Here is a 22,158-nt window from a genome sequence, read left to right on the forward strand (position 1 = left end):
GTCACACCGCCTGGAGGGGCTCGTGGGCGCCTGCGGGCGGCACGATGCGGATGCCGTCGCCCGGCCGCACCTCTCCTCCGGTGAGCACGATCGACATGACGCCGGCCAAGCGCACGGTGGCTCCCCCGTCGTCGACGTACACGAGCTCCTTCATCAGCCCCTCCGACAGTCCGTTGATCTGGGTGCAGGGATTGCGGAGCCCCGTGAGCTCGACGACGGCCTCGTCGCCGATCTCGAGCCGCGTCCCGCGCGGAAGGCCGAGCAGGTCGACCCCCGACGTGGTGATGTTCTCGCCCATCGCCCCCGGATCGATCCGGTGGCCGCGCTCGTCCATCTCGGCGAACAGCTCGGCGTGGATGAGATGCACCTGCCGCAGGTTGGGCGTCGACGGATCGCGCCGCACGCGGGAGAGGTGCTGCACCGTCGCCCCGGCGTGCGCATCGCCCTCGACGCCGAAGCCGGCGATCAGGGTGATGGCCTCGCGCGTGGGCTTGCTGAAGCGGTGCGCGTCGTCGCGGGCGACGGCGACGACCTGTCCGAGGGGAAGCGAGTCGGTCACCTCTCCACGCTAGCCTCTCGGCGGAAGAGGTCGGCGCGGCAGCCGGGCGACCAGTCCACGCGGCCGTCGGTGGTCATCCGCACCCACTCGACGCCCCAGTCGTGCGCGAGGCGCGGTCCCCCGTCGAAGAAGAGCGCCGTGGCGATGGCGTCTGCGCGCATCGCGGTGGGCGCCACCGCCCAGGTCGCTGCGACGGTGTGCACCGGAACGCCTGTCCGGGCGTCGAGCACGTGATGCAGGCCGTCGCCCCACGCGCGCCGGTTCACCGCCGACGCGCAGAGTGCGGCATCCGTCACCTCCCAGACGCCGATCGCGCGGCGCGCATCGAACGGATGCTCCAGCCCGATCCGCTGCGGAGCGCCGCGCACGGCCATGTCGCCCCCGGCGTCGACGACGAAGCCGCCCGGGGAGGCGAGCGCCACCACGTCGGCCACGAGGTCGACGAGCCGGCCCTTTCCCAGCGCGCCCACGTCGATCGTCGCGGGGCGGTCGAGGGCGAGGATCCCGTCGTGCCACGTCAGTGCGCGTACCCAATCCGCAGGCGCCGCGACGGGCACGCCGGCGGTGAGCGAGTAGCCCGCGTCGTAGCCCAGGCGCTCGAGGGATGCCCCGATCAGCGGGTTGACGGCGCCGCCCGTGGCATCGGACAGCTCGACGAACGCGTCGAGCATCGCTGCGGCGTCGGGCGGCGCGGGCACGGCCCCTCCTGCGGACGCGAGCGACCCGACGAGCGAATCGGCGCGGAATCGCGACCAGGCCGCGTCGAAGTCGTCGATCACGGCCGCGACCCGCTGCCGCGTCTTCTCACCGAGCGGTGCGTCCGCCACGATCTCCCACGCCGTGCCGATCGCGTCGAATCGCCACGTGTCGCCGGTGGACTGCGCCGGCACCGGGCGGGACATCGCTCAGAGGGCCGCTTCGGCCTTGATCGCGTCGATCGCCTGGTTGAAGCCGCTGCTCGTCAGGGACGATCCGGCGACGCGGCTGACGGAGATCTCGTCGATGTCCTCGCCGACGACGACATCGGAGATGCCGCCGATGAACTGGCCCTGGTATTGCTCGGACTCGGCCTTCTGCGGATCGCCGACGACCTCGACCGCCGTGATGACGTCGCTGTCGAGCGTGACGGTGACCGAGATCGTCTCGACCGTCTCGGGCGTCGAGTACGAGCCCTCGGCGGTGTAGGTGCCGTCGGCGTAGGTCGCGGCGCCGCCGGTGTCGGTGCCGGTCGTCCCGGCGTCCGAACGCGTGTCGGTCGAGGCGTCGTCGGCGGCCGGGGAGCATCCGGCGAGCAGGACGATGCCTGCGACCGCGGCGACGGTCGCGCCGGCGCGGAGAGAGCGAGCGGGACGTGTGGCGACGGCGGTGCGGATCATGGTGGTCCTCCTGGGTCGTTGGTGTCGAGGTCGGCGCTCGCAGGTCGGCGCCGTGAGGGGATCCTGACAGCGCTCACTATGAGCGACCTCTGAAGGAGGTCACGTTCGGATGCGCCCGATCGTTCAGATCCGGCGTCAGGCCGCCCCGTCGAACATGCTCGTGACCGATCCGTCCTCGAAGACCTCGTGGATCGCGCGAGCGAGCAGCGGCGCGATCGGGAGGATCGTGAGCGTCGGGAAGCGCTTGGAGTCGGGGATCGGGATCGTGTCGGTCACGACGACCTCGTCGATCGCGTCGCTCTGCAGACGCTGCGCGGCCGGGTCGCTGAAGATCGGATGGGTCGCCGCCACGATCACCTTGACGGCCCCGTTGGCCTTGAGCGCCTCGGCCGCCTTCACGATCGTGCCGCCGGTGTCGATCATGTCGTCGACGAGGAGACACACCCGTCCGCTGACGTCACCGACGATCTCGTTGACCGTGACCTCGTTCGCGACATTCGGGTCGCGGCGCTTGTGGATGATCGCGAGCGGCGCGCCCAGGCTGTCGGACCAGGTGTCGGCCACGCGCACCCTGCCGGTGTCGGGCGAGACGACCGTGAGCTTGGCGCGGTCGTCGTCGCTCAGCGTGTTCTGGAAGTACTCGAGCAGCACGGGCTTGGCGAACAGATGGTCGACCGGCCCGTCGAAGAAGCCCTGGATCTGCGCAGCGTGGAGGTCGACGCTCATGACGCGGTCGGCGCCCGCCGTCTTGAGCAGGTCGGCGACGAGACGGGCGCTGATGGGCTCGCGCCCACGGCCCTTCTTGTCCTGCCGCGAGTACGGGTAGTACGGCGCGACGACGGTGATCCGCTTCGCGGACGCGCGCTTGGCGGCATCCAGCATGATCAGCGTCTCCATGAGCCACTCGTTGACCGGAGGCCCGAAGCTCTGGATCAGGAAGAAGTCGCAGCCGCGGATCGACACCTCGAACCGGGTGAGGATCTCGCCCGACGCGAACGTGCGGTACTCGGTGGGCACCAGCTCGGTGCCCAGATGCTCGGTGACCTCCGCCGCGAGCGCCGGGTGCGAGCTTCCCCGGGCGATGACCAGCCGCTTCTTGGTCTTGGCGACCAGTCCGGGTGCGATGTCGTTATCGCGATCGAGTTCAACGGTCTTCTTCTTGCGCCCCATCGTCCGCCTTCTGTGCGGACCGAGCCTTGGCCGCGGCATCCGCCGCGCCTGTTCCCGGTCTGTTGTTCTCGACCCACCCCTCGACATTGCGCTGAGGGGCCACGCTGAGAGCCAGGGCACCGGCGGGAACATCCTTGCGGATGACCGCCCCGGCCCCGGTCTTCGCGCCGTCTCCGATCCTAACGGGCGCGACGAAGACGTTGTGCGAGCCGGTGTGCACCTCGTCGCCGATCTCGGTGCGGTGCTTGGTGATGTCGTCGTAGTTCGCGGTGATCGCGCCGGCGCCGAGGTTCACCCCCGTGCCGATGGTCGTGTCGCCGATGTACGACAGGTGCGGCACCTTGCTCCGCTCGCCGATCGTGGAGTTCTTCGTCTCCACGAAGGTGCCGATCTTGCCCTTGTCGCCCAGGTACGTGCCCGGGCGGAGGTAGGCGAAGGGCCCGACGGTGGCCCCGGCGCCGATCACGGCGAGCGTCGCGTCGGTGCGGGTGACCACCGCGTTCTCCCCCACCTCGCAGTCGACGAGGCTCGTGTCGGGACCGATCGTCGCGCCGGCGCCGATCGCCGTGGCCCGCAGGATGTGCGTGTTCGGCAGCACCGTCACGTCGGGAGCCAGCGTCGCGGTGACGTCGATCCATGTGGTCGCGGGGTCGAGGATCGACGCTCCCTCGAGCTGCCAGCGGCGCACCGTCCGGGCGTTGAGCAGTCGCGCGGCCTCGGACAGCTGCACGCGGTCGTTCACCCCCAAGGCGGCCGAGGCGCTCGGTGCGCTCGATGCGGCGACGACGAGCCGCGAGGCGCGCAGCAGGGCGACCACGTCGGTGAGGTACTTCTCGCCCTGCGCGTTGGCTGTGCCGACGAGGGCCAGGTGGGTGCGCAGGGCGGGCGCCTGGAAGACGTAGACCCCCGCGTTGATCTCGGTGACGGATGCCTCGTCCGCCGTCGCGTCCTTCTGCTCGACGATGCGCGACACCGCGCCGTCCACGTCGCGGATGACGCGGCCGTAGCCGGTGGCGTCGTCGACGACGGCGCTCAGCACGGTCGCCGCCGCCGCGCCGGAGCGGTGCGCGCTGACGAGCGCCGCGAGGGTGCCCGCCTCGAGGAGCGGAACGTCACCGCTGAGCACGAGCACGTCGCCGTCGAAGTCGCCGAGCGCGTCGAGGGCGAGCTCGACGGCGCGCCCGGTACCCGGAACGTCGTCCTGGTCGACGACGACGACTCCGGGTGCTGCGGCGACGACCGCGTCGGCGACGAGGTCGCGCTCGTGGCGCACCACCACCACCAGGCGCTCGGGCGAGAGCGTCAGGGCGGTGTCGATCACGTGGCCCACGAGTGGGCGGCCGCCGATGCGGTGCAGGACCTTCGGCAGCGAGGATTTCATGCGCGTCCCCTGGCCGGCGGCCAGCACGATCACGGCGAGACTGCGGTCGTCGATGTTGTGGGTCATGCTCCGCCGCCAGGATTCGAACCTGGACCTAACAGCTCCAAAGGCTGTCGTGCTGCCGTTACACCACGGCGGACCACCGCGCCCGGCGCGGCCGCCGTCAAGTCTGCCAGACCTCTCCGCACGCCCTGCCCGCGGTGGACTGCCCTCCCCCCGATAATGGGGGGATGGCCAAGGAGACCGACGAGGTCGATCGCATCGTCGAGGCGTGGATCGCGCAGCGACCCGATCTCGACTTCTCGCCGCTCGAGGTGCTCTCACGCGTCGACCGGCTCTCCCGGCACCTCGACCGCGCCCGGCGCGACGCGTTCCGCCGGAGCGACCTCGAGCCGTGGGAGTGGGACGTCCTGTCGGCGCTGCGGCGCGCGGGCGAGCCGTTCCAGCTCAGCCCGAAGCAGCTGCTCCTCCAGACGCTGGTCTCCAGCGGCACGATGACCAACCGCATCGATCGGCTCGTCGGCCGCAGGCTCGTCAGACGCGAGGCCGACCCCGACGACGGGCGCAGCATCCTGGTGATCCTCAGCGACGACGGGAAGACACGGGTGGATGCCGCGATCACGCGCCTCGTCGATGCCGAAGCGGTGCTGCTCGCCGGGCTCTCGCGCGGTGACCGCGAGCGCCTCGCCGGCCTCCTGCGCAAGCTGAGCCTCGGCTTCGACGCCTGAGAGCGCGCAGCCGGACGGTCAGCCCATCTGCTCGGTGAGCTCGAACCACCTCAGCTCGACGTCGTCGCGCTCGGCCTCCAGCCCACCGATGCGGGCCATCTCGGCGCCGAGGCCGACGTAGTCGGACTGGTCGTGCTCGGCGAGCGCCGTGCGGGCGGCGGCGATCTGCTTCTCCAGCTTCTCGAGGCGACGCTCCAGTGCGGAGAGCTCCTTCTGGGCGGTGCGCAGGTCGGCGCCGCTGAGCCCCGTCGCGGCAGGGACGACGGATGCCCCGGCCGGCCCGCCGGGGAGCGCCGCGGGAGCCTCCCGCTCGCGCGTGCGCAGCCGCAGGTACTCGTCGACGCCACCGGGCAGATGCCGGAGGTGCCCGCCGAGGATCGCGTACTGCTGATCGGTGACGCGCTCGATGAAGTAGCGGTCGTGCGAGACGACGAGGAGCGTGCCGGGCCACGTGTCGAGGAGGTCCTCCATCGCGGCGAGCATGTCGGTGTCGAGATCGTTGGTGGGCTCGTCGAGGATGAGCACGTTCGGCTGCTCGAGCAGGATCAGCAGCAGCTGCAGGCGGCGCTTCTGACCTCCGGAGAGGTCCTTGACCGGCGTCGAGAGCTGGGCGCTGGCGAACCCCATCCGCTCGAGCAGCTGCCCGGGGGTGACCTCCTGCGCCTTAGACCCGCTCCCGAACGTGTAGGTGGTGCGCAGTCGCTCGATGACCGCGCGCACCGGATCGTCGAGATGCTCCTCGAGCTCGTCGAGTCGCTGGGTCAGGGTCGCGACCTGCACGGTCTTGCCCCGCTTGACCCGTCCTGCGGTCGGTACGACGTCGCCGGAGACCAGGCCGAGCAGCGTCGACTTGCCGGCGCCGTTGACACCCAGGATGCCGGTGCGCTCGCCCGGGGCGATGCGCCACTCGACCGGATGGAGCACCTCCCGGGGCGGACCGCCACCGGGCGACGGGTAGGTCACCGACGCATCGAGGAGGTCGACGACATCCTTGCCCAGTCGCGAGACCGCCAGCGACTGCAGCTCGGTCTTGTCGCGGATCTCGGGCACGTCGGCGATGAGCTCGTTCGCCGCGTCGATGCGGAACTTGGGCTTCGATGTGCGGGCCGGCGCGCCGCGACGGAGCCACGCCAGCTCCTTGCGAGCGAGGTTCTGCCGACGCGCCTCGATCGTCGCGGCCTGCCGGTCGCGCTCGACGCGCTGCAGGATGTAGGCCGCGTAGCCGCCGTCGAAGGGCTCGACGACACGGTCGTGCACCTCCCACGTGCGGGTGCATACCTCGTCGAGGAACCACCGGTCGTGCGTGACGACGAGGAGCCCGCCCTGACTGGCCGACCAGCGCCGCTTGAGGTGCTCGGCGAGCCACGCGATCGCCTCGACGTCGAGGTGGTTGGTCGGCTCGTCGAGGAAGATCACGTCGTGGTCGCCCGTGAGCAGCGCCGCCAGCGCGACGCGCCGGCGCTGGCCGCCGGACAGGTCCGTGACGGGCCCGTCCCAGGGGAGCCCGCCCAGCAGGCCCGCGATGACGTCGCGGACGCGCGAGTCGCCCGCCCACTCGTGCTCGAGGCGGTCGCCGACGACGGTCTGCGCGATGGTCAGCGCGTCGTCCAGCGTGTCTGCCTGGTCGAGGACGCCGACACTCACCCCGCTGCGGACGGTGACGCGTCCTGAGTCGGGCGCGAGTCGCCCGGCGAGCATCGCGAGCAGGCTCGACTTGCCGTCGCCGTTGCGGCCGACGATCCCGATGCGGTCGCCCTCGTCGACGCCGAGCGAGACGCCGTCGAAGACGACCTTGGTCGGGAACTCGAGATGAAGGGCCTCGGCCCCCAGAAGATGTGCCATGTCTCCTCAAGGCTAGGCGAGTGCGGGCCGGCCTCGCGCCGTCCGCCGTGAGCGGCGCTCAGTACCAGATGCTCAGTCGCGGCGCGGTGTGCCAGGCGAACACGCGGGCGGCGGCCGAGGCATCCGTCGACCTCACCCGACCCGCGGCCGCCAGCGTCGCCAGCGACACGCCGCCCAGATACGCGGCCGACAGCTCCTCGATGCCGAGAGACACCTCCACGGCGCCGCCGGGCGCGGTGCCGGGCCCCCACGGGGTCACCGAGCCGCGTCCGTCGGCGTCCACCTCGAGGATGTACCTCCCCGCGGCGTGACCGAGCGGGTCGGCCACGTCGAGGGCGATCGTGCCCGGGGACGCGAACCGCCGGGCCTCGAGGGCGGTCGGCACGTCGAGGATGCGGACGTACTGGTGATCGCGGAGGGTGACCCGCGCCGCCCGCTGGTCGGCGATCATCCATCGAAGCGGCTCGTCGACCGACAGCTCGTCGGCGTTGACCTCGGCGACGAGGTCGAGTTCGAGGAGGAAGCGCCAGAGCGCGGCGTAGGCGTCGTCGGTCGCGGCGAGCAGGTACCCGACGCGCACGGACGCCTTCGTGAAGTCGTCGTCGTTCCCGTGCACGGAGTAGATCGCCAAGCCCCGCACCTCGCCGCCGGCGTCGGCGTACTGCACCGCGCGCTTCTCGCCCGCCTTCTCGGCGGTCGGGGTCGTGCCCGCGAATCCGTCCCAGTGGCCGCCCGGCACGTCGATCTCACCGGCGACGTCGTGCCGCACCTGCTCGTGGAGCGGCGCGACGAGCTCGCGCAGCCGCTCCCGTGTGATGAAGTCGACGCGTCCGTCGGGCCTCGGGCCGATCCACGCGGCGCGCTTGGTCTCGATGCGCCACGATGCGCTCAGAGCCGCCGGCGCGAAGCCGTAGCGGCCGTACAGGGTCGACTCGCTGACGGTCAGCATGGCCATCGGCGCACCCGCGGTGACCGCCGCGCCGAGCTCGCCCTCGAGCATCGCGCGGGCGATCCCGCGCCTCCGGTGCGTCGGGGCGACCGTGACCGCGGAGATCGCGCACGACGGCACGGCCGCGCCGCCCGGCACGGTGAGCTCGCCGATCCATGACGCGATCGTCGCCACCGGCGCGTCGGCGATCGGCGCCGCGGGGTCGTACACGCCCGTCACACGCCGGTACCCACTGCGCTCGCGACTGGACGCGACCTGCTCGTCGCTGCGCTCGCCGTCCTGGAAGCCGCGTGCGACGACCTGCAGCCACTGCGGGTAGCCGTCGCCGTCGACCGGCACGACCCGGTAGTCGAGGCCGTTGCCGGCGAGGCGGGCACGGGATGCCTCGTGCACCGGCGCGCTGCGGAAGGACGCAGCATCCACCGTCGTCGTGGTCGCCTCGGGGCGGGTGTCTGTGTCGAACGTCATCGTCGGTTCCTTCCGTCGTCGGTCGTCGTCGGCCCCGCGGGCCGACCTCGTCAGCTGAGGACGCGCGCGCCCGCCACGGGCCCGTGCACGTGCAGCGCCTCGAGCCCGGCGGCCGAGAGGGTGACCTGCAGCTCGAGGGCGGACTCGGGGTCGCCGGCCAGGAATGCCAGCGTAGGACCGGACCCCGACACCAGCCCGGCGAGCGCACCCGAGCGCTCCCCCAGCTCGAGGGTCGACCGGAGCCCGGGACGCAGCGAGAGCGCCGCCGCCTGCAGGTCGTTGCGGATGTGCTCGGCGAGAGCCACCGGATCGCCTGCGCGCAGCGCGTGCAGGACTCCCGGTTCCACGGCCGGCGCGCTCCCCGTGGTGCCGATGTCGTGCTGGGCGCGAAGCACATCGAGATGCGCGTACACCTCCGGTGTGGACAGGCCCTCCGCCGACGGCACCACGACCCAGTCGAACCGGCCCTTCGCCAGGGCGGGACTCAGCTGGTCGCCGCGACCGGTCCCGATCGCCGTCCCGCCCATGAGCGCGAAGGGCACATCGGCTCCGAGCCGGGAGGCGAGCTTGTGCAGCTCGGAGCTGCCGAGCTCTGCGCCCCACAGCGCGTCGCACGCGACCAGGGCGGCCGCGGCATCCGCGGAGCCGCCGCCCATGCCGCCCGCGACCGGCACGCTCTTGACGATGTCGAGGTGCACCCCGCCGCTGTGACCGATGCGCTGCGCGACGAGCCGGGCCGCCCGCACCGCGAGGTTGCGGTCGTCGGCCGGGACGCCCTCGATGTCGACCGATCCCGAGATGGTCACCGTGAAGTCGTCGGCGTGACTCGCCCACACGCTCTCGTACAGCGATACCGCCTGATAGGCCGAGGCGACATCGTGATATCCGTCGTCCTGGACACCGCCGACCTCGAAGAAGAGGTTCAGCTTGCCCGGCGCGCGCACATGGACGCGATCGGTCACGACGGCTTCGCTCACGACTGGGCCGACTCCGCCCAGAGATCGACGTCGATGCCGTCCGAGAGGGCGTCGATCTGCTCGAGCTCCTCGGTCGTGAAGCCGGGGCCGTCCAGCGCGGCGAGGTTCTCGTCGAGCTGCGCGGGGCGCGATGCCCCGATCAGCGCGGAGGTGACCACCGGGTCGCGCAGCACCCACTGGATCGCGAGCTGCGCCAGCGTCTGCCCGCGCTCCTTGGCGATCACGTCGAGACCGCGGAGCTTGGCGAGCCCCTTCTCCGACAGCGACCGGTCCGGCACCGACGACCGCTGCTGCGCGCGCTCGGCCGGACCGCCGCCGAGGTACTTGTCGGTGAGGAGGCCCTGGGCGAGCGGCGTGAAGGCGATCGCGCCCATCCCCTCCTGCTTCAGGATGCCGGTCAGCCCGTCCTCGACCCAGCGGTTGAGGATCGAGTACGCGGGCTGGTGGATCACGAGGGGGGTGCCGAGCGAGCGGGCGACGGATGCCGCGACCGCCGTGCGCTCCGCGCTGTACGACGAGATGCCGACGTAGAGCGCCTTGCCCTGGCGCACGAGCGTGTCCAGAGCGCCGACGGTCTCCTCGATGGGCACGTCCGGGTCGACGCGGTGCGAGTAGAAGATGTCGACGTAGTCGATGCTCATGCGCTTCAGCGACTGCTCGGCGCTCGCGAGGATGTACTTGCGCGACCCGCCGTTGCCGTAGGGTCCGTGCCACATGTCGTACCCGGCCTTCGACGAGATGATGAGCTCGTCGCGATACGGCGCGAAGTCCTCGCGCATCATCCGGCCGAAGTTCGTCTCGGCCGAGCCGTACGGCGGGCCGTAGTTGTTCGCCAGATCGAAGTGGGTGATGCCCCGATCGAAGGCGTGGCGGAGGAGGCCCCGCTGGTTGTCGAAGGGGATGTTGTCGCCGAAGTTCCACCACAGCCCCAGCGAGATGGGCGGGAGAGTCAGCCCCGAGGTGCCGACGGGGCGGAAGCCGGCGCCGTCGTAGCGGTCGTCGGCGGCGGTGTAGGGGCGGTGCAGGTCTCCCCCGTGGGCACGGTAGCGCGGCTCTTCGGTCACCCGTCCAGGCTATCGGCGCATCGGCGACCTCGCAGGGTCGCGTGTCACACTGGTCTGTTCGCACAAATCACATCCGCCGACGGCTTGTCAAGGGTGGTGTGCGGAAACGTCGCTGTAACGGACGGTGCTTAGTGTGGGCCACGGACGTGGCACCCCCGCCCGTCCTCGAAGGAGAACCCCTTGCCCTCACTCTCGGTCGTACCGACCCCGCAGGACACCTGGTCGACGCTGCTCGACCGCACCGACGTCGTCCTCGACGGCGGGCTGCTGCACGTCGTGCACGACGACGTCACGCCCGTCCAGGCGCGCACGGCCGACCTGCTGCTCGTCGCCGAGACCCTCGAAGCCGCCGGCATCGAGGTCACCCTGATCCGCCACGACCGGTCGGTCCCCGCCCTCGTGGTCGACGTGGACGCGCGCGACGCCGCCCTGGCCGCGCTCGCCGAGCTGGGAGAGCGCGAGCCGCTGTACATGAAGCAGAAGGGCCGCACGCCCCAGCGCGCCACGGAGGCCCGCGTCCACGGCGACGGTCCGCTCGCGGTGCGGCTGTACCGTCCCCGCATCTCGCGCGACGGCGGGCTGCGATACGGCGCGGGGCTCGGCGCCCGCCTCGAGTTCTGGCGCTTCGGTGCGGACCTGGTCGAGGCACCGCACGACAACGCCCTCACCCGCCGCCTCACGCCCACGGACGACCTGGCCTTCGCCGACGTCGAACGCCACGGGCGCCGCTGGCGGACGATCGACGGCATGTTCGACCTGCAGCCGCACGAGTTCTCCGAAGACGTGGACCTCGTGTTCTCGTGGGTCGACGGGTCATCGAGCGACTTCCAGCGTCAGCGCGCGGCGCGGATGGCCGAGTACGTCGTCGGCGAGGGCGACGACGGCCCTGCCCGCTACCGCCACGTCGATGAGCTGCGGTACGCGCTGCGCAGCGTGCACATGTACGCGCCGTGGGTGCGACGGATCTTCATCGCCACCGACTCGCCGGCACCCTCGTGGCTGAGGGACCACCCCAAGGTCACCATCGTGCGCAGCGAGGAGTTCTGGGCAGACCCGTCCACGCTGCCGACGCACAATTCGCACGCCGTCGAGGCGCAGCTGCACCGCATCCCCGGCCTCGCCGAGCACTTCCTCTACTCCAACGACGACATGTTCTTCGGACGGCTGAGCGAGCCCGAGCTGTTCTTCACCCCCGCGGGCGTCACCAAGTTCGTGGAGTGCGAGGTGCGCATCGGCGCCGGCGCTCCCGCGCCCCATCGCAGCGGGCACGACAACGGGCTCCGCGTGAACCGTGCGCTGCTCAAGGAGCGCTTCGGACGAACGATCGGCCGCGACCTCGAGCACTGCGCGACGCCGCTGCGCAAGAGCGTCATGGCCGAGCTGGAGCAGGTCTTCCCCGACGACTTCGCGCGGACTGCGGCATCCCGGTTCCGCTCCTCCACCGACATCTCGGTGACCAACAGCCTGTACCACTACTACGCGCTGATGACCGGGCGCGCCGTCGCGACGCGGCAGCCGCGCGTGCGCTACGTGCAGACGACGCTGGCGGCGTCGCTCGGGCGCATGGAGCGCCTCGCCGAGCGCACCGACATCGACATGTTCTGCCTCAACGACGGAGGCGAGACCGAGGTCCCCGAGCAGCTGCGCACGCGGGTCCTGCGGGCGTCGCTGGAGCGGATGTTCCCGGTGCGGGCGCCGTGGGAGCGGGAAGAGCTCAGCGCGGCAGAGCGATCGGCTCGGTCGGCGCATCCGTCCGCGCGGGGCTGAACGGACCGACCCCGGCCAGGGCGAGGCGCCGCTGCGCCTCGACGGCGTCGATGTGCTCGAGCGCGCGCGGCGCGTCGACGGGCACCACGGAGTGGACGACGGTGTCGTCGTAGAGGTGGATCAGATTGAACGCCTGAGCACCGTCCTGCGGGCGGGTTCCGCCCGTCGGCACCGTGAGGTCCTGCGCGTAGCAGGTGGATGAGGCGACCGACACGGGGATCCCGGCGAACGTCGCGAACGTCGAGTAGTGCAGATGGCCCGCGATGACGGCGCGCACGTCCGAGCCGCGGAGCACCGCCGCCAGACGCGACTGGTCGCGCAGCTCGACGCTCGCCGCGAGCGGCAGGACGCTCGGGACAGGCGGGTGGTGCATCGCCAGGATCGTGCCGAGCGGGGCGGGCGTGGCCAGCACCCCGGCGAGCCATGCGAGCTGCTCGTCGCGCAGCTCCCCGTGATGGTGACCCGGCACGGTCGAGTCGAGCGTGACGATCCGCAGGCCGTCGAGCTCGTCGACGCGGTCGACGGGATCGAGCGCCCCCACCTGGTCGAGCAGTGTCTCGCGGAAGACCGCGCGGTCGTCGTGGTTGCCCATGACCCAGAACACGCGGGCGCCGATCCGGGCCGCGAACGGCTCGACGAGCGCGCGCAGCTGGGCGTAGGCATCCCGCTCGCCGAGATCGGCGAGGTCGCCGGTGAACACCACCGCGTCGGGGCGGACGCCGCTCGCCTCGATCACCGCGAGCGTGCGCGCGAGTCGCTCGGCGGCGTCGACGAGGTCGAACAGGCATGAGCCGCCGGCACGCAGATGCGTGTCGCTGATATGCAGCAGAATCCGCTCGGGCGCCGGGTACTCCGCGGTGCGCATCGGCTCGTCTCCCCCGCCCTGCGGTCGAGTCAGGACTGCCCGGAATGTTACAGGCATGTTTCGTACCGGCCGGGAAGACGCGGTGAACGCTGAGGGAAATCTAGGAATGCAGTGCGCGGGCGATCCGGACGAAGTCGTCGATCGAGAGCTCCTCGCCGCGTGCGGTGGGCGCGACGCCGGCGCTCTCGAGGACCGCGGATGCCTCGGCCGCGGTGCCGCCGAGGACAGCGGACAGCGCCTGGCGCAGCATCTTCCGGCGCTGCTGGAACGCGGCGTCGACGATCCGGAACGTGCGGACCCGCTCCTCCTCGCTGCCGCGCGGCTCGGGGTCGCGTCGGAAGCCCACGAGCACGCTGTCGACATTCGGCACCGGCCAGAACACCTGGCGCGAGACGGTGCCGGCGAGCCGCCACGGCCCGTACCAGGCGGCCTTCACACTGGGCGCGCCGTACACCTTCGAGCCCGGAGGTGCGGCGAGACGCTCCCCCACCTCGGCCTGCACCATCACCACACCGCGCTCGAGGCCCGGGAAGGTCTCGAGGAAGTGCAGCAGCACCGGGACGCTCACGTTGTACGGCAGGTTCGCGACCAGCACCGTGGGATCGCCCGGCAGCTCGGTCACCCGCAGCGCATCGGCGTCGACGACCGTGAGCGCGCCGTCGGCGACGCCGTGCGCGGCCGCCGTGGCCGGCAGGCGCGCGGCGAGGCGGTGGTCGATCTCGACGGCGGTGACGGACGCCCCGGTCTCGAGGATCGCGAGGGTGAGCGAGCCGAGACCCGGCCCCACCTCGACGACGGTGTCGCCGGGCGCGACCTCGGCGACGTGGACGATCTTGCGCACCGTGTTGGCGTCGACCACGAAGTTCTGACCGAGCTTCTTCGTCGGGGTGACATCGAGGTCGGCGGCGAGCGCGCGGATCTCGGCGGCTCCGAGCAGGGACACGGGCATGCGTCCACAGTACCCAGAGCGCACCCAGGCAAACGTCACGCGACGTTCACACCATCGGAACGCCCACGTCGCGGGACGCGCACAGCATGGGACTCGGAAGGCTCGACGTCCGATCGTCAGCCTGCCAGCACGGTGCCGCGCAGCCCCGTGCGGCAGGGCATCTGATCCGGAGGACAGCATGACGAATGCACTTCCCCGCACCCATCTGACGCGATTCGACCCGGCCGGCCGGCTGGTGCGCAGCAGCGAGACCTCGGCCCTCTTCGTCCTCATCTCGGTCATCGCGACGCTCGGCGTCGTGGCGTACTCGCTCTTCCTTCTCAACCCGGAGAACCGCGGCGACGTCCTGCCGTACCTCCTCGTCCTCGTCGCGGAGTCGATCCTCGTCTTCCAGGCGCTGCTGTCGATGTGGACGATCCTGTCGTCGGGATACGAGCCTCGCGACTTCCCGTACCACGAGGCCAAGCGCCTGCTCCTGGCGAACGCCGACGACGACTCCCTGCACCTCGACGGGAGGGTCGTGCTCGTCGACGTCTTCATCACCGTCTACGGCGAGGAGCTCTCGACGGTGCGCCGCACCGTGGAGGCCGCGGTGGCTCTCCGGGGCGCCCATCGGACCTGGGTGCTCGACGACGGGCGGTCGGATGCCGTCAAGGACTCGGCCGCGGAGCTCGGGGCGTGGTACGTCCGCCGGCTGAGCGGCAACGGGGCGAAGGCGGGCAACCTCAACCACGCCCTCTCGATCGCGAAGGGCGACCTCTTCGCGGTCTTCGACGCCGATTTCGTCCCCGATCCCGACTTCCTAATCGAGACGGTCCCCTTCTTCACGGACGAGAATGTGGCGTTCGTGCAGACGCCGCAGGCCTACGGCAACCTCACGACCGTGATCGCGCGCGGCGCCGCCTTCATGCAGACGGTGTTCTACCGCTTCGCGCAGCGCGGCCGCAATCGCTTCAATGCGGCGTTCTGCGTCGGGACGAACGTCATCTTCCGGCGCGCGGCGATCGACGACATCGGCGGCATGCACACCGACTCCAAATCGGAGGACGTCTGGACGGCCCTCAGCCTCCATGAACGAGGGTGGCGTTCGATCTACATCCCCGACGTCCTCGCCGTGGGCGATGCCCCCGAGACGATCGAGGCGTTCAGCAAGCAGCAGCTGCGCTGGGCCACCGGCGGGTTCGAGATCCTGCTCACGCACAATCCGCTCAATCCGAAGCGCCGTCTCACCGGGGACCAGCGCATCCAGTACTTCGTCACCGCGACCTTCTACCTCACCGGGATCTGCCCGCTGCTGCTGATCCTCGTGCCGCCGCTCGAGATCTACTTCGATCTGCGCCCGATGGATCTCACGATCACACCGCTCACGTGGGGGCTGTACTACGCCGGGTTCTATGCGATGCAGATCCTCCTCGCATGGTTCGTGGTCGGCTCCTTCCGCTGGGAGACGCTGACCCTGTCGACCGTGTCGTTCCCGATCTACACGAAGGCGCTCTGGAACGTCATCACGGGGAAGGACGTCGGGTGGCACGTGACGGGCACCGCCACACGGCGGTCGCCCTTCAACTTCATCGTCCCGCAGCTGCTGTTCTTCGTCTTCCTGGCGCTGACCTCGGTCGTCGCCATCTGGCGGGATGCGAACCACGGCTCGCTGACCCTCGCGACGGCGTGGAACGTGACCAACACGCTCATCCTCGCCGCGTTCATCGGTGCGGCGCTGCACGAGCATCGCGCCGCCGTCCATCCGCGTCCCGCGCCCGCCCCGGCGGCGGAGGCCGCGCCGAGCGCTGTCGCCCCCGTGACGATCGTCGCCCGTCCCCTCCCCGCGCCGGTGCTCGGCGGGACCGGGGGCGCCGCGGTCGCGACGGACATCGTCGGCCCGCTCCGATCGACCCGCACGCGTGCGGCCCGAGGAGGTTCATGATGACCTGGCCCAACCGGATCCGACTGTTCTTCGGACTCCTGGTCGTCCTCGCGATCGTCGCCGTGTGCACGATCGCGTTCAACCAGCGGCAGCTGCGCGCGGAGAGCGCGAGCGCGTCGATCGTGTCCCAGGAGTACTCCGTCGGCAGCATCTACGCGGGCACCGTCACCGAGCAGCTGGTGCGTGCGGGCGACACGGTCAAGGCGGGCGACACGCTCTTCCTCGTCCACAGTCCGCTCCTGGCGCGGGATCTCGCGTCGGAGTCGATCACCGAGAGCGACCTCGGCGTGCCCGTCGATCCCGACGGGACGCTGGCCGTCACGTCCTCGGTCGACGGCACCGTCTCGGAGGTGTTCGCGCCGGTCGGCGACTTCGCGCAGTCCGGCGAGGTGCTCGCCGCGATCGACCGCGCGCAGACCCTCACGGTCGAGGCCGAGTTCACCCTCACCTCGCGCGACTACGGCCGGATGAGCGACGGCACCATCGTCGACCTCCTGCTCCCCGACGACCGGTCCATCCGCGGCATCGTGACCGAGATCGACGTCGAGACCGTCGACGGACTGGCCACCTCGACGGTCACGATCGAGAGCGCCGCTCTCAAGGCGCAGTCGCTCGAAGGCCTCTACCGGCCGGGAACACCGGTCCGCGCGACCCTGCACCTGCGCGACGACGGTCCGCTGTCCGGAGTCTCCGACATGCTCCGCGACTTCCGCGAGCAGGTAGGCCTGTGACGGCCGCCCGAACGCGCCTGCGCGCTCTCGCGCTGCTGATGTGCACCGCCGCCGTCGTGGCCGGATGCGCTCCCGGCGCGAGCCCGTCACCGGCGAAGGAAGGATGGACCGCGCCCGGATCGTCGACGGATGCCTCGGCCGCCGTGGGCGCGCTCCCCGTGGCGCAGCTCGCTCCGGCGATCGTGTCGCGGGCGGCGGCGGACATCGCACCGCCGACGAACCGGTGGTACTCGGGCGTCGCGTTCGGCGATGTGTCGGAGCGGATCTTCCCGTTCCCCCTCGCCCTCGATCTTCAGGCAGGCTCGTTCACGGTGACGCTGCCCCGGGTCGCGGCGAGCGCCGCGACCATCGCCACCGAGGCGGACGCGGGCGTCGCGGTCGCCCTGCCCGCCGACACCTTCACCGTGGTCCGCGCCACCCCGGTGTCGGTGACGGCGCGCTACGCGCTGGGAGAGGAGGTGGTCGGCGACCTGACCACCGCCGAGGGCTGGCCGGTCATCGCCTTCACCGCGGCGCGCGACGTCACGCTGACGATCGCGGGCGAACTGCGGGCCGCCGGCTCGGACACGTGGACGACGTCCGTCGACGGACGGACGTACGGCGTGCGTGCGCCCGACGCGACCGTCGACGCGGGAGCCGTGCGGCTCCCCGCGGGGGCGACCGCCCAGTGGTTCGCGGTCCCGGCCGACTCGGATGCCGCGGCCTGGAGCGAGGCGCTCGGTGACCCCGTGACCGAGGTCGAGGCATCCTTCGCGGTCGGAGACGACACCGTCTCGACGCGCCTTCGCTACCTGGGGACAGACGCGACCGTGGTCGTGCCGATGCCCGGGCGGCAGACGGGGCCGGAGTGCGCGCTCGGCACCTTCGAGACGGTGTACGGCCTCGCATCGGCGTGCGCGGGCACCGCGCTCGAGTGGTCGGTTCCGCGGCGCGATGCCCGGGCCGACTACGACTTCTCCGCCCTCGACGACGGGACCCGATCCGCGCTCGCGAAGCAGGTCGCCGCGGACTTCGCGGCGACCGGGCCGCCCCCCGCCGACACGTACTTCGGCGGCAAGGCCCTCGCCCGCCTTGCGGCGCTGCTGTCGCTCGCCCGATCCCTCGGTGACGCGGAGCTCGCTGAGGTCATCGCCGATCGCCTCGAGGTCGAGCTGGAGCCGTGGATCGACCCCGAGGGCTGCCGCACGCGCGACGAGCGCTGCTTCGTCTACGACGACGTCCTGCGGCTCGTGGTGGGGCGCACGCCGTCGTTCGGGTCGGAGGAGGGCAACGACCACCACTTCCACTACGGCTACTTCCTGACCGCGGCCGCCGCGCTGGCCGAGGCGCGACCGGAGACCGTCGACGCGCTCGCTCCCGTCATGGACGTCCTCGCCGCCGACGTGGCGGCCGGGACCGCCGACGCGACGCTCCCCGCCCTCCGCGTCTTCGATCCGTTCCGCGGGCACTCCTGGGCCTCGGGCATGGCGCCCTTCGCGGACGGCAACAACCAGGAGTCGAGCTCCGAGGCCGTCGCGGCGTGGAACGGCCTGGCGCTCTGGGCCCGCGCCCGCGGCGACGCCGACCTGGAGAGGACGGCCGAGTGGATGCTGTCGTCCGAGGTCGACGCCGCCCGCACGCTGTGGCTCGATCCCGATCTCGCCGGCATCCCCCCGGGGTTCGATCATGGGATGATCTCCCTCGTCTGGGGCGGCAAGCGCGAGTACGCGACGTGGTTCAGCGCCGAGCCGTCGGCGATCCTCGGCATCCAGATCCTGCCGTTGGGACCCCTCGCGCTCGACTATCTCGCCGACGACCCGGCGCTGGTCGCGGAGCACGTCGCCGAGGCCGGCGGCGAGGCGGCGTTCGCGGGTGCGCTCGGCGAGTACGTCCTGGCGTATTCGGCACTCGCCGGGCCTGAAGCCCTGGCCGCGGCGAAGGAGCACGCCGCGACGCTGGACGGCGGCGCGCTCGACGACGGCACGTCGCTCTCGGCCCTGCTCGCCTGGCTCACCGCCGTGGACATGGGCGAGGGGGACTCGCGGTGAGTGCGCTCGACCCCGCGGGGGGCCGCGGCTAGGTTCGTGAGCATGAACGGCACCGGATCGATTCCCGCGGACGCATTCTCGATCAAGAGCCCGTACGGCCGACGCGCGATCGGCCTGTCCGTCGCGGCCGCGGTCGGCGGGTTCCTGTTCGGCTTCGACTCGTCGGTCATCAACGGCGCAGTCGACTCGATCTCGCAGGACTTCGCACTCAACGACGTCATCACCGGCTTCGTCGTCGCGATCGCCCTGCTCGGGTGCGCGGTCGGAGCGCTCATGGCGGGCAACCTGTCCGATCGCTGGGGGCGCCTCCGGGTGATGTTCCTCGGCGCCGTCATGTTCTTCGTCTCGTCCATCGGCGCCGGCCTCGCCTTCTCGGCGTGGGACCTCGCCCTGTGGCGCGTGATCGGCGGCCTCGGCATCGGCATCGCGTCGGTCATCGCCCCGGCCTACATCGCGGAGATCGCGCCGCGGCAGATCCGCGGCGGCCTGGCGTCGCTGCAGCAGCTGGCGATCACGCTCGGCATCTTCGCCGCCCTGCTCTCGGACGCCCTGCTGGCCAACACCGCCGGCGGCGCCGACAACGTGCTGTGGCTCGGCCTCGAGGCGTGGCGGTGGATGTTCCTCGTCGGAGTCATCCCGTCGGCCGTGTACGGCATCCTGTCCTTCACGCTGCCGGAGTCCCCTCGCTACCTGATCGCGAAGGGCCGCTACGACGAGGCGAAGGAGATCTTCTCGCGGCTCGTCCCGGCCGCAGACCTCGACCACACCATGCGCGATCTGCAGACCGCGATAGAGACGGATCGCAAGAATGCCGGCGTCTCGCTGCGGGGTCCGGTGCTGGGCCTGCAGCGGATCGTCTGGGTCGGCATCATCCTGTCGGTGTTCCAGCAGTTCGTCGGCATCAACGTGATCTTCTACTACTCGACGAGCCTCTGGCAGTCGGTCGGCTTCGACGAGAGCGACTCGTTCACGATCAGCGTCGCCACCTCGATCACCAACGTTCTCGTGACGCTCATCGCGATCTTCCTCGTCGATCGTGTCGGCCGGAAGCCGATCCTGCTGACCGGTTCGGTCATGATGGCCGTCTCGCTCGGGCTGATGGCGATCTCGTTCGTGTTCTCCGAGACCGCCGCCGACGGCGCGGTCACCCTCCCCGCACCGTGGGGGCCGATCGCCCTGGTCGCGGCGAACGTCTTCGTCGTCGGGTTCGGCGCATCCTGGGGACCCCTCGTCTGGGTGCTCCTGGGTGAGATCTTCCCGAGCCGCATCCGCGCGAAGGCGCTGGGTGTCGCGGCCGGTGCACAGTGGATCGCCAACTTCCTCATCACGATCTCGTTCCCCGCAATGTCGTCCTGGTCGCTGCCCCTCACCTACGGCATGTACGCGCTGTTCGCGGCGCTGTCGTTCTTCTACGTCCTGTTCCGCATCCCCGAGACGAAGGGGATGGACATCGAGCAGACCGAGACGCTGTTCACGCACAAGGGCGCGCACACCGAGGCCGCCGATCCGGCGTGACCATGCGCGGTCGAATCGGACGCACGACGTCGCTCATCGGCGTCGCAGCCCTGGCCGTCGCCACGGCACTGGCCGTTTCCGGCTGCGTCGCGATGCGTCAAGCGGAGGACCCCGGGGCGGCCGGCCCCTCATCGAGCGTGTCGCCGAGTGCGTCGCCCCGCGCGCAGGAGCACGGCGACACGGCGACGTGGCAGCTCTTGGCGCCCGACGAGATCGAGGCGACCACGACGACGCTGGCGATCGCGGTGACGAGACTCGGCTGCGCAAGCGGCGAGACGGGCGAGGTGCTCGCCCCACGGGTGACGTTTGAAGTCGGCCAGATCGTGATCCAGGTCGACGTCGAGCCGCTCGGCGACGGCATGTACGAGTGTCCGGGGAACGACGCCGTCATGGTCGAGGTGGAGCTGGAAGACCCGGTCGCAGGTCGCGCGCTCGTGGATGGTGCGTGCCTCGAGGGCGAAGCGGCCACCACCGCCGCCTGCGCGGACGGCCCCGTCCGCCACCCCGCGACCGGCTGAGCGCGGCATCCGAACGTCCACGGGCCCTCGTAGGATCGTGGGATGCCTTCGCTCGGCGATCTGATCGCACCCCGCCGGATGGGGCGGGACTTCCGGTGGCTCCTCGCCTCGTCGTGGACCAGCAACCTCGGCGACGGCATCGCGATCGCCGCGGCGCCGCTGCTCATCGCCTCGCTCACTTCGTCGCCGATCCTCGTCGCCGCCGGCGCGATGATGCAGTTCCTGCCGTGGCTCCTGTTCGGTCTGCTCGCCGGAGCGGTCGCCGACCACCACGACCGCCGCCGCCTCGTCATGCTCGCCAACGGCCTGCGGGCGGTGGTGGTGCTCGCCCTCGTGGTGTTCCTCATCACCGGCCAGGCGACCGTGTGGCTCGTCCTCGCGACGGCGTTCCTCTACGGCACGGCGGAGGTGTTCGCCGACTCGGCCGGGAGCACACTGCTGCCGATGCTCGTGACGCCCGACGATCTCGGGATCGGCAACGCACGGATGCAGGCCGGCTTCCTCGTCGCGAATCAGCTCGCCGGACCGCCGCTCGGCGCGTTCCTGTTCGCACTCGGGTCCTTCTGGCCGTTCGTGCTGCAGGTGGTCTGCGTGGCGCTGGCCGTGCTGCTCATCTCACGCATCGCGCGCACGCCGGTACCCGAGCATCCGGAGTCGCCCTCCGGGACGAAGGTGCATGCGATCCGCGAGGGTCTGCGATGGCTGCGCCACAACGCGCCGGTGCGGACGCTCGTGATCATCATCCTGGTCTTCAACGTCACCTGGGCGGCTCCGTGGGGCGTCCTCGTCCTCTACGCCACCGAGTACCTCGGCATGGGGCCGGTCGGGTACGGCGCACTGACGACCGCCTCGGCGCTCGGCGGCTTCATCGCGATCTTCGGCTTCGGGTGGCTCGAGAAGCACGTGTCGTTCGCGACGCTCATGCGGGTCTGCCTGTCGCTGGAGGTGCTCATGCACCTCGGCTTCGCGCTGACCACGTCGCCGGCGGTCGCCTTCGTCATCATGTTCGGCTTCGGTCTGTACGCCTTCGTGTGGGGCACCATCTCGACGACCGTGCGCCAGCGGCTCGTGCCGATGGAGCTGCAGGGCCGCATCGCCTCGGTGAACATGGTGGGAGTGTTCGGCGGCCTGGTGATCGGGCAGTTCCTCGGCGGGATCATCGCCCAGACCTGGGGGCTGACGGCGCCGTGGTGGTTCGCCTTCGGCGGGTCGGCCATCACACTCGCGCTGGTGTGGCGGTCGATCTCGCACATCGCCGCGGCGAAGCCGGTCCTCGACGCGGAGTCCGCCGCCGAGATCGACCGCGAGAGCGAACCCGGCGCCGGGGGCATGCCGCTCCCCGACTGAG

The 22,158-nt window shown here is 71.2% G+C and carries 19 protein-coding genes and 1 tRNA gene; 8 read left to right on the top strand and 12 right to left on the bottom strand.

The window, feature by feature from the left end:
• Position 1 precedes the first annotated feature (1 nt).
• The 6 genes from EER34_RS14120 to EER34_RS14145 all read right to left on the bottom strand — a co-directional run bounded on the left by EER34_RS14120 (position 2) and on the right by EER34_RS14145 (position 4,625).
• A complete protein-coding gene (locus EER34_RS14120; protein ID WP_127475857.1) occupies positions 2-559 on the bottom strand; it encodes an MOSC domain-containing protein in 558 nt (185 codons plus the stop codon).
• Positions 556-1,461, bottom strand: a complete 906-nt coding sequence (locus EER34_RS14125) for an FAD:protein FMN transferase (RefSeq protein WP_127475859.1) — start codon at positions 1,459-1,461, stop codon at positions 556-558. The genes EER34_RS14120 and EER34_RS14125 overlap by 4 nt, the downstream gene beginning before the upstream one ends.
• Before the next feature lie 3 nt (positions 1,462-1,464).
• Entirely contained in the window at positions 1,465-1,935 is a 471-nt protein-coding gene (locus EER34_RS14130) for an FMN-binding protein (RefSeq protein ID WP_127475860.1), read from the bottom strand.
• Positions 1,936-2,070: 135 nt separating this feature from the next.
• Complete coding sequence (locus tag EER34_RS14135; RefSeq protein ID WP_127475862.1) at positions 2,071-3,105, bottom strand: ribose-phosphate diphosphokinase; 1,035 nt, start codon at positions 3,103-3,105, stop codon at positions 2,071-2,073.
• Positions 3,080-4,552, bottom strand: a complete 1,473-nt coding sequence (glmU, locus tag EER34_RS14140; RefSeq protein WP_127475864.1) for a bifunctional UDP-N-acetylglucosamine diphosphorylase/glucosamine-1-phosphate N-acetyltransferase GlmU — start codon at positions 4,550-4,552, stop codon at positions 3,080-3,082. Before glmU ends, EER34_RS14135 begins: the two co-directional genes overlap by 26 nt.
• Before the next feature lies 1 nt (position 4,553).
• Positions 4,554-4,625: transfer RNA gene (locus EER34_RS14145), tRNA-Gln, on the bottom strand.
• 91 nt (positions 4,626-4,716) lie between these two features.
• Here EER34_RS14145 and EER34_RS14150 point away from each other — a divergent pair.
• Positions 4,717-5,214: a MarR family winged helix-turn-helix transcriptional regulator gene (locus tag EER34_RS14150; RefSeq protein ID WP_127475866.1), complete on the top strand. Its 498-nt coding sequence runs from the start codon at positions 4,717-4,719 to the stop codon at positions 5,212-5,214.
• 18 nt (positions 5,215-5,232) lie between these two features.
• On the opposite strand, the gene EER34_RS14155 is transcribed toward EER34_RS14150, so the two are convergent.
• Genes EER34_RS14155 through EER34_RS14170 form a run of 4 tightly spaced genes read right to left on the bottom strand, consistent with a single transcriptional unit; the run spans position 5,233 to position 10,514 of the window.
• A complete protein-coding gene (locus EER34_RS14155; RefSeq protein ID WP_127475868.1) occupies positions 5,233-7,056 on the bottom strand; it encodes an ABC-F family ATP-binding cassette domain-containing protein in 1,824 nt (607 codons plus the stop codon).
• A 58-nt stretch (positions 7,057-7,114) separates the two neighbouring features.
• On the bottom strand, positions 7,115-8,473 hold the full coding sequence (locus EER34_RS14160; RefSeq protein WP_127475870.1) for a GNAT family N-acetyltransferase: 1,359 nt from the start codon (positions 8,471-8,473) through the stop codon (positions 7,115-7,117).
• A 50-nt stretch (positions 8,474-8,523) separates the two neighbouring features.
• Positions 8,524-9,450 carry a 4-(cytidine 5'-diphospho)-2-C-methyl-D-erythritol kinase gene (locus EER34_RS14165; RefSeq protein WP_127475872.1) on the bottom strand — a complete coding sequence of 309 codons (927 nt, stop codon included), beginning with the start codon at positions 9,448-9,450 and terminating at the stop codon, positions 8,524-8,526.
• A complete protein-coding gene (locus EER34_RS14170; RefSeq protein ID WP_127475874.1) occupies positions 9,447-10,514 on the bottom strand; it encodes an aldo/keto reductase in 1,068 nt (355 codons plus the stop codon). Before EER34_RS14170 ends, EER34_RS14165 begins: the two co-directional genes overlap by 4 nt.
• Positions 10,515-10,694: 180 nt before the next feature.
• On the opposite strand from EER34_RS14170, the gene EER34_RS14175 reads away from it, so the two are divergent.
• Positions 10,695-12,281, top strand: coding sequence for a stealth family protein (locus tag EER34_RS14175; protein WP_127475876.1), 1,587 nt, complete (start codon positions 10,695-10,697; stop codon positions 12,279-12,281).
• Here the strand turns inward: EER34_RS14175 and EER34_RS14180 are convergent.
• Positions 12,229-13,146 (bottom strand): phosphodiesterase, encoded by a 918-nt coding sequence (locus EER34_RS14180; protein ID WP_127475878.1) that lies wholly within the window; start codon positions 13,144-13,146, stop codon positions 12,229-12,231. The genes EER34_RS14175 and EER34_RS14180 overlap by 53 nt on opposite strands.
• Positions 13,147-13,246: 100 nt before the next feature.
• Complete coding sequence (gene rsmA, locus EER34_RS14185) at positions 13,247-14,095, bottom strand: 16S rRNA (adenine(1518)-N(6)/adenine(1519)-N(6))-dimethyltransferase RsmA (RefSeq protein WP_127475880.1); 849 nt, start codon at positions 14,093-14,095, stop codon at positions 13,247-13,249.
• Between the two features lie 178 nt (positions 14,096-14,273).
• On the opposite strand from rsmA, the gene EER34_RS14190 reads away from it, so the two are divergent.
• Genes EER34_RS14190 through EER34_RS14215 form a run of 6 tightly spaced genes read left to right on the top strand, consistent with a single transcriptional unit; the run spans position 14,274 to position 22,157 of the window.
• Positions 14,274-16,019, top strand: a complete 1,746-nt coding sequence (locus EER34_RS14190) for a glycosyltransferase family 2 protein (protein ID WP_127475882.1) — start codon at positions 14,274-14,276, stop codon at positions 16,017-16,019.
• On the top strand, positions 16,019-16,750 hold the full coding sequence (locus tag EER34_RS14195) for an HlyD family secretion protein (RefSeq protein WP_164743572.1): 732 nt from the start codon (positions 16,019-16,021) through the stop codon (positions 16,748-16,750). Before EER34_RS14190 ends, EER34_RS14195 begins: the two co-directional genes overlap by 1 nt.
• Entirely contained in the window at positions 16,747-18,777 is a 2,031-nt protein-coding gene (locus tag EER34_RS14200; protein ID WP_127475886.1) for a glycosyl hydrolase, read from the top strand. Before EER34_RS14195 ends, EER34_RS14200 begins: the two co-directional genes overlap by 4 nt.
• A gap of 42 nt (positions 18,778-18,819) precedes the next feature.
• Entirely contained in the window at positions 18,820-20,292 is a 1,473-nt protein-coding gene (locus tag EER34_RS14205; RefSeq protein WP_127475888.1) for a sugar porter family MFS transporter, read from the top strand.
• 2 nt (positions 20,293-20,294) lie between these two features.
• Positions 20,295-20,810: a hypothetical protein gene (locus EER34_RS14210; RefSeq protein WP_127475890.1), complete on the top strand. Its 516-nt coding sequence runs from the start codon at positions 20,295-20,297 to the stop codon at positions 20,808-20,810.
• A 42-nt stretch (positions 20,811-20,852) separates the two neighbouring features.
• Complete coding sequence (locus EER34_RS14215; RefSeq protein ID WP_127475892.1) at positions 20,853-22,157, top strand: MFS transporter; 1,305 nt, start codon at positions 20,853-20,855, stop codon at positions 22,155-22,157.
• Position 22,158 lies beyond the last annotated feature (1 nt).

The organism is Microbacterium sulfonylureivorans (assembly GCF_003999995.1).
Lineage (GTDB): Bacteria > Actinomycetota > Actinomycetes > Actinomycetales > Microbacteriaceae > Microbacterium > Microbacterium sulfonylureivorans.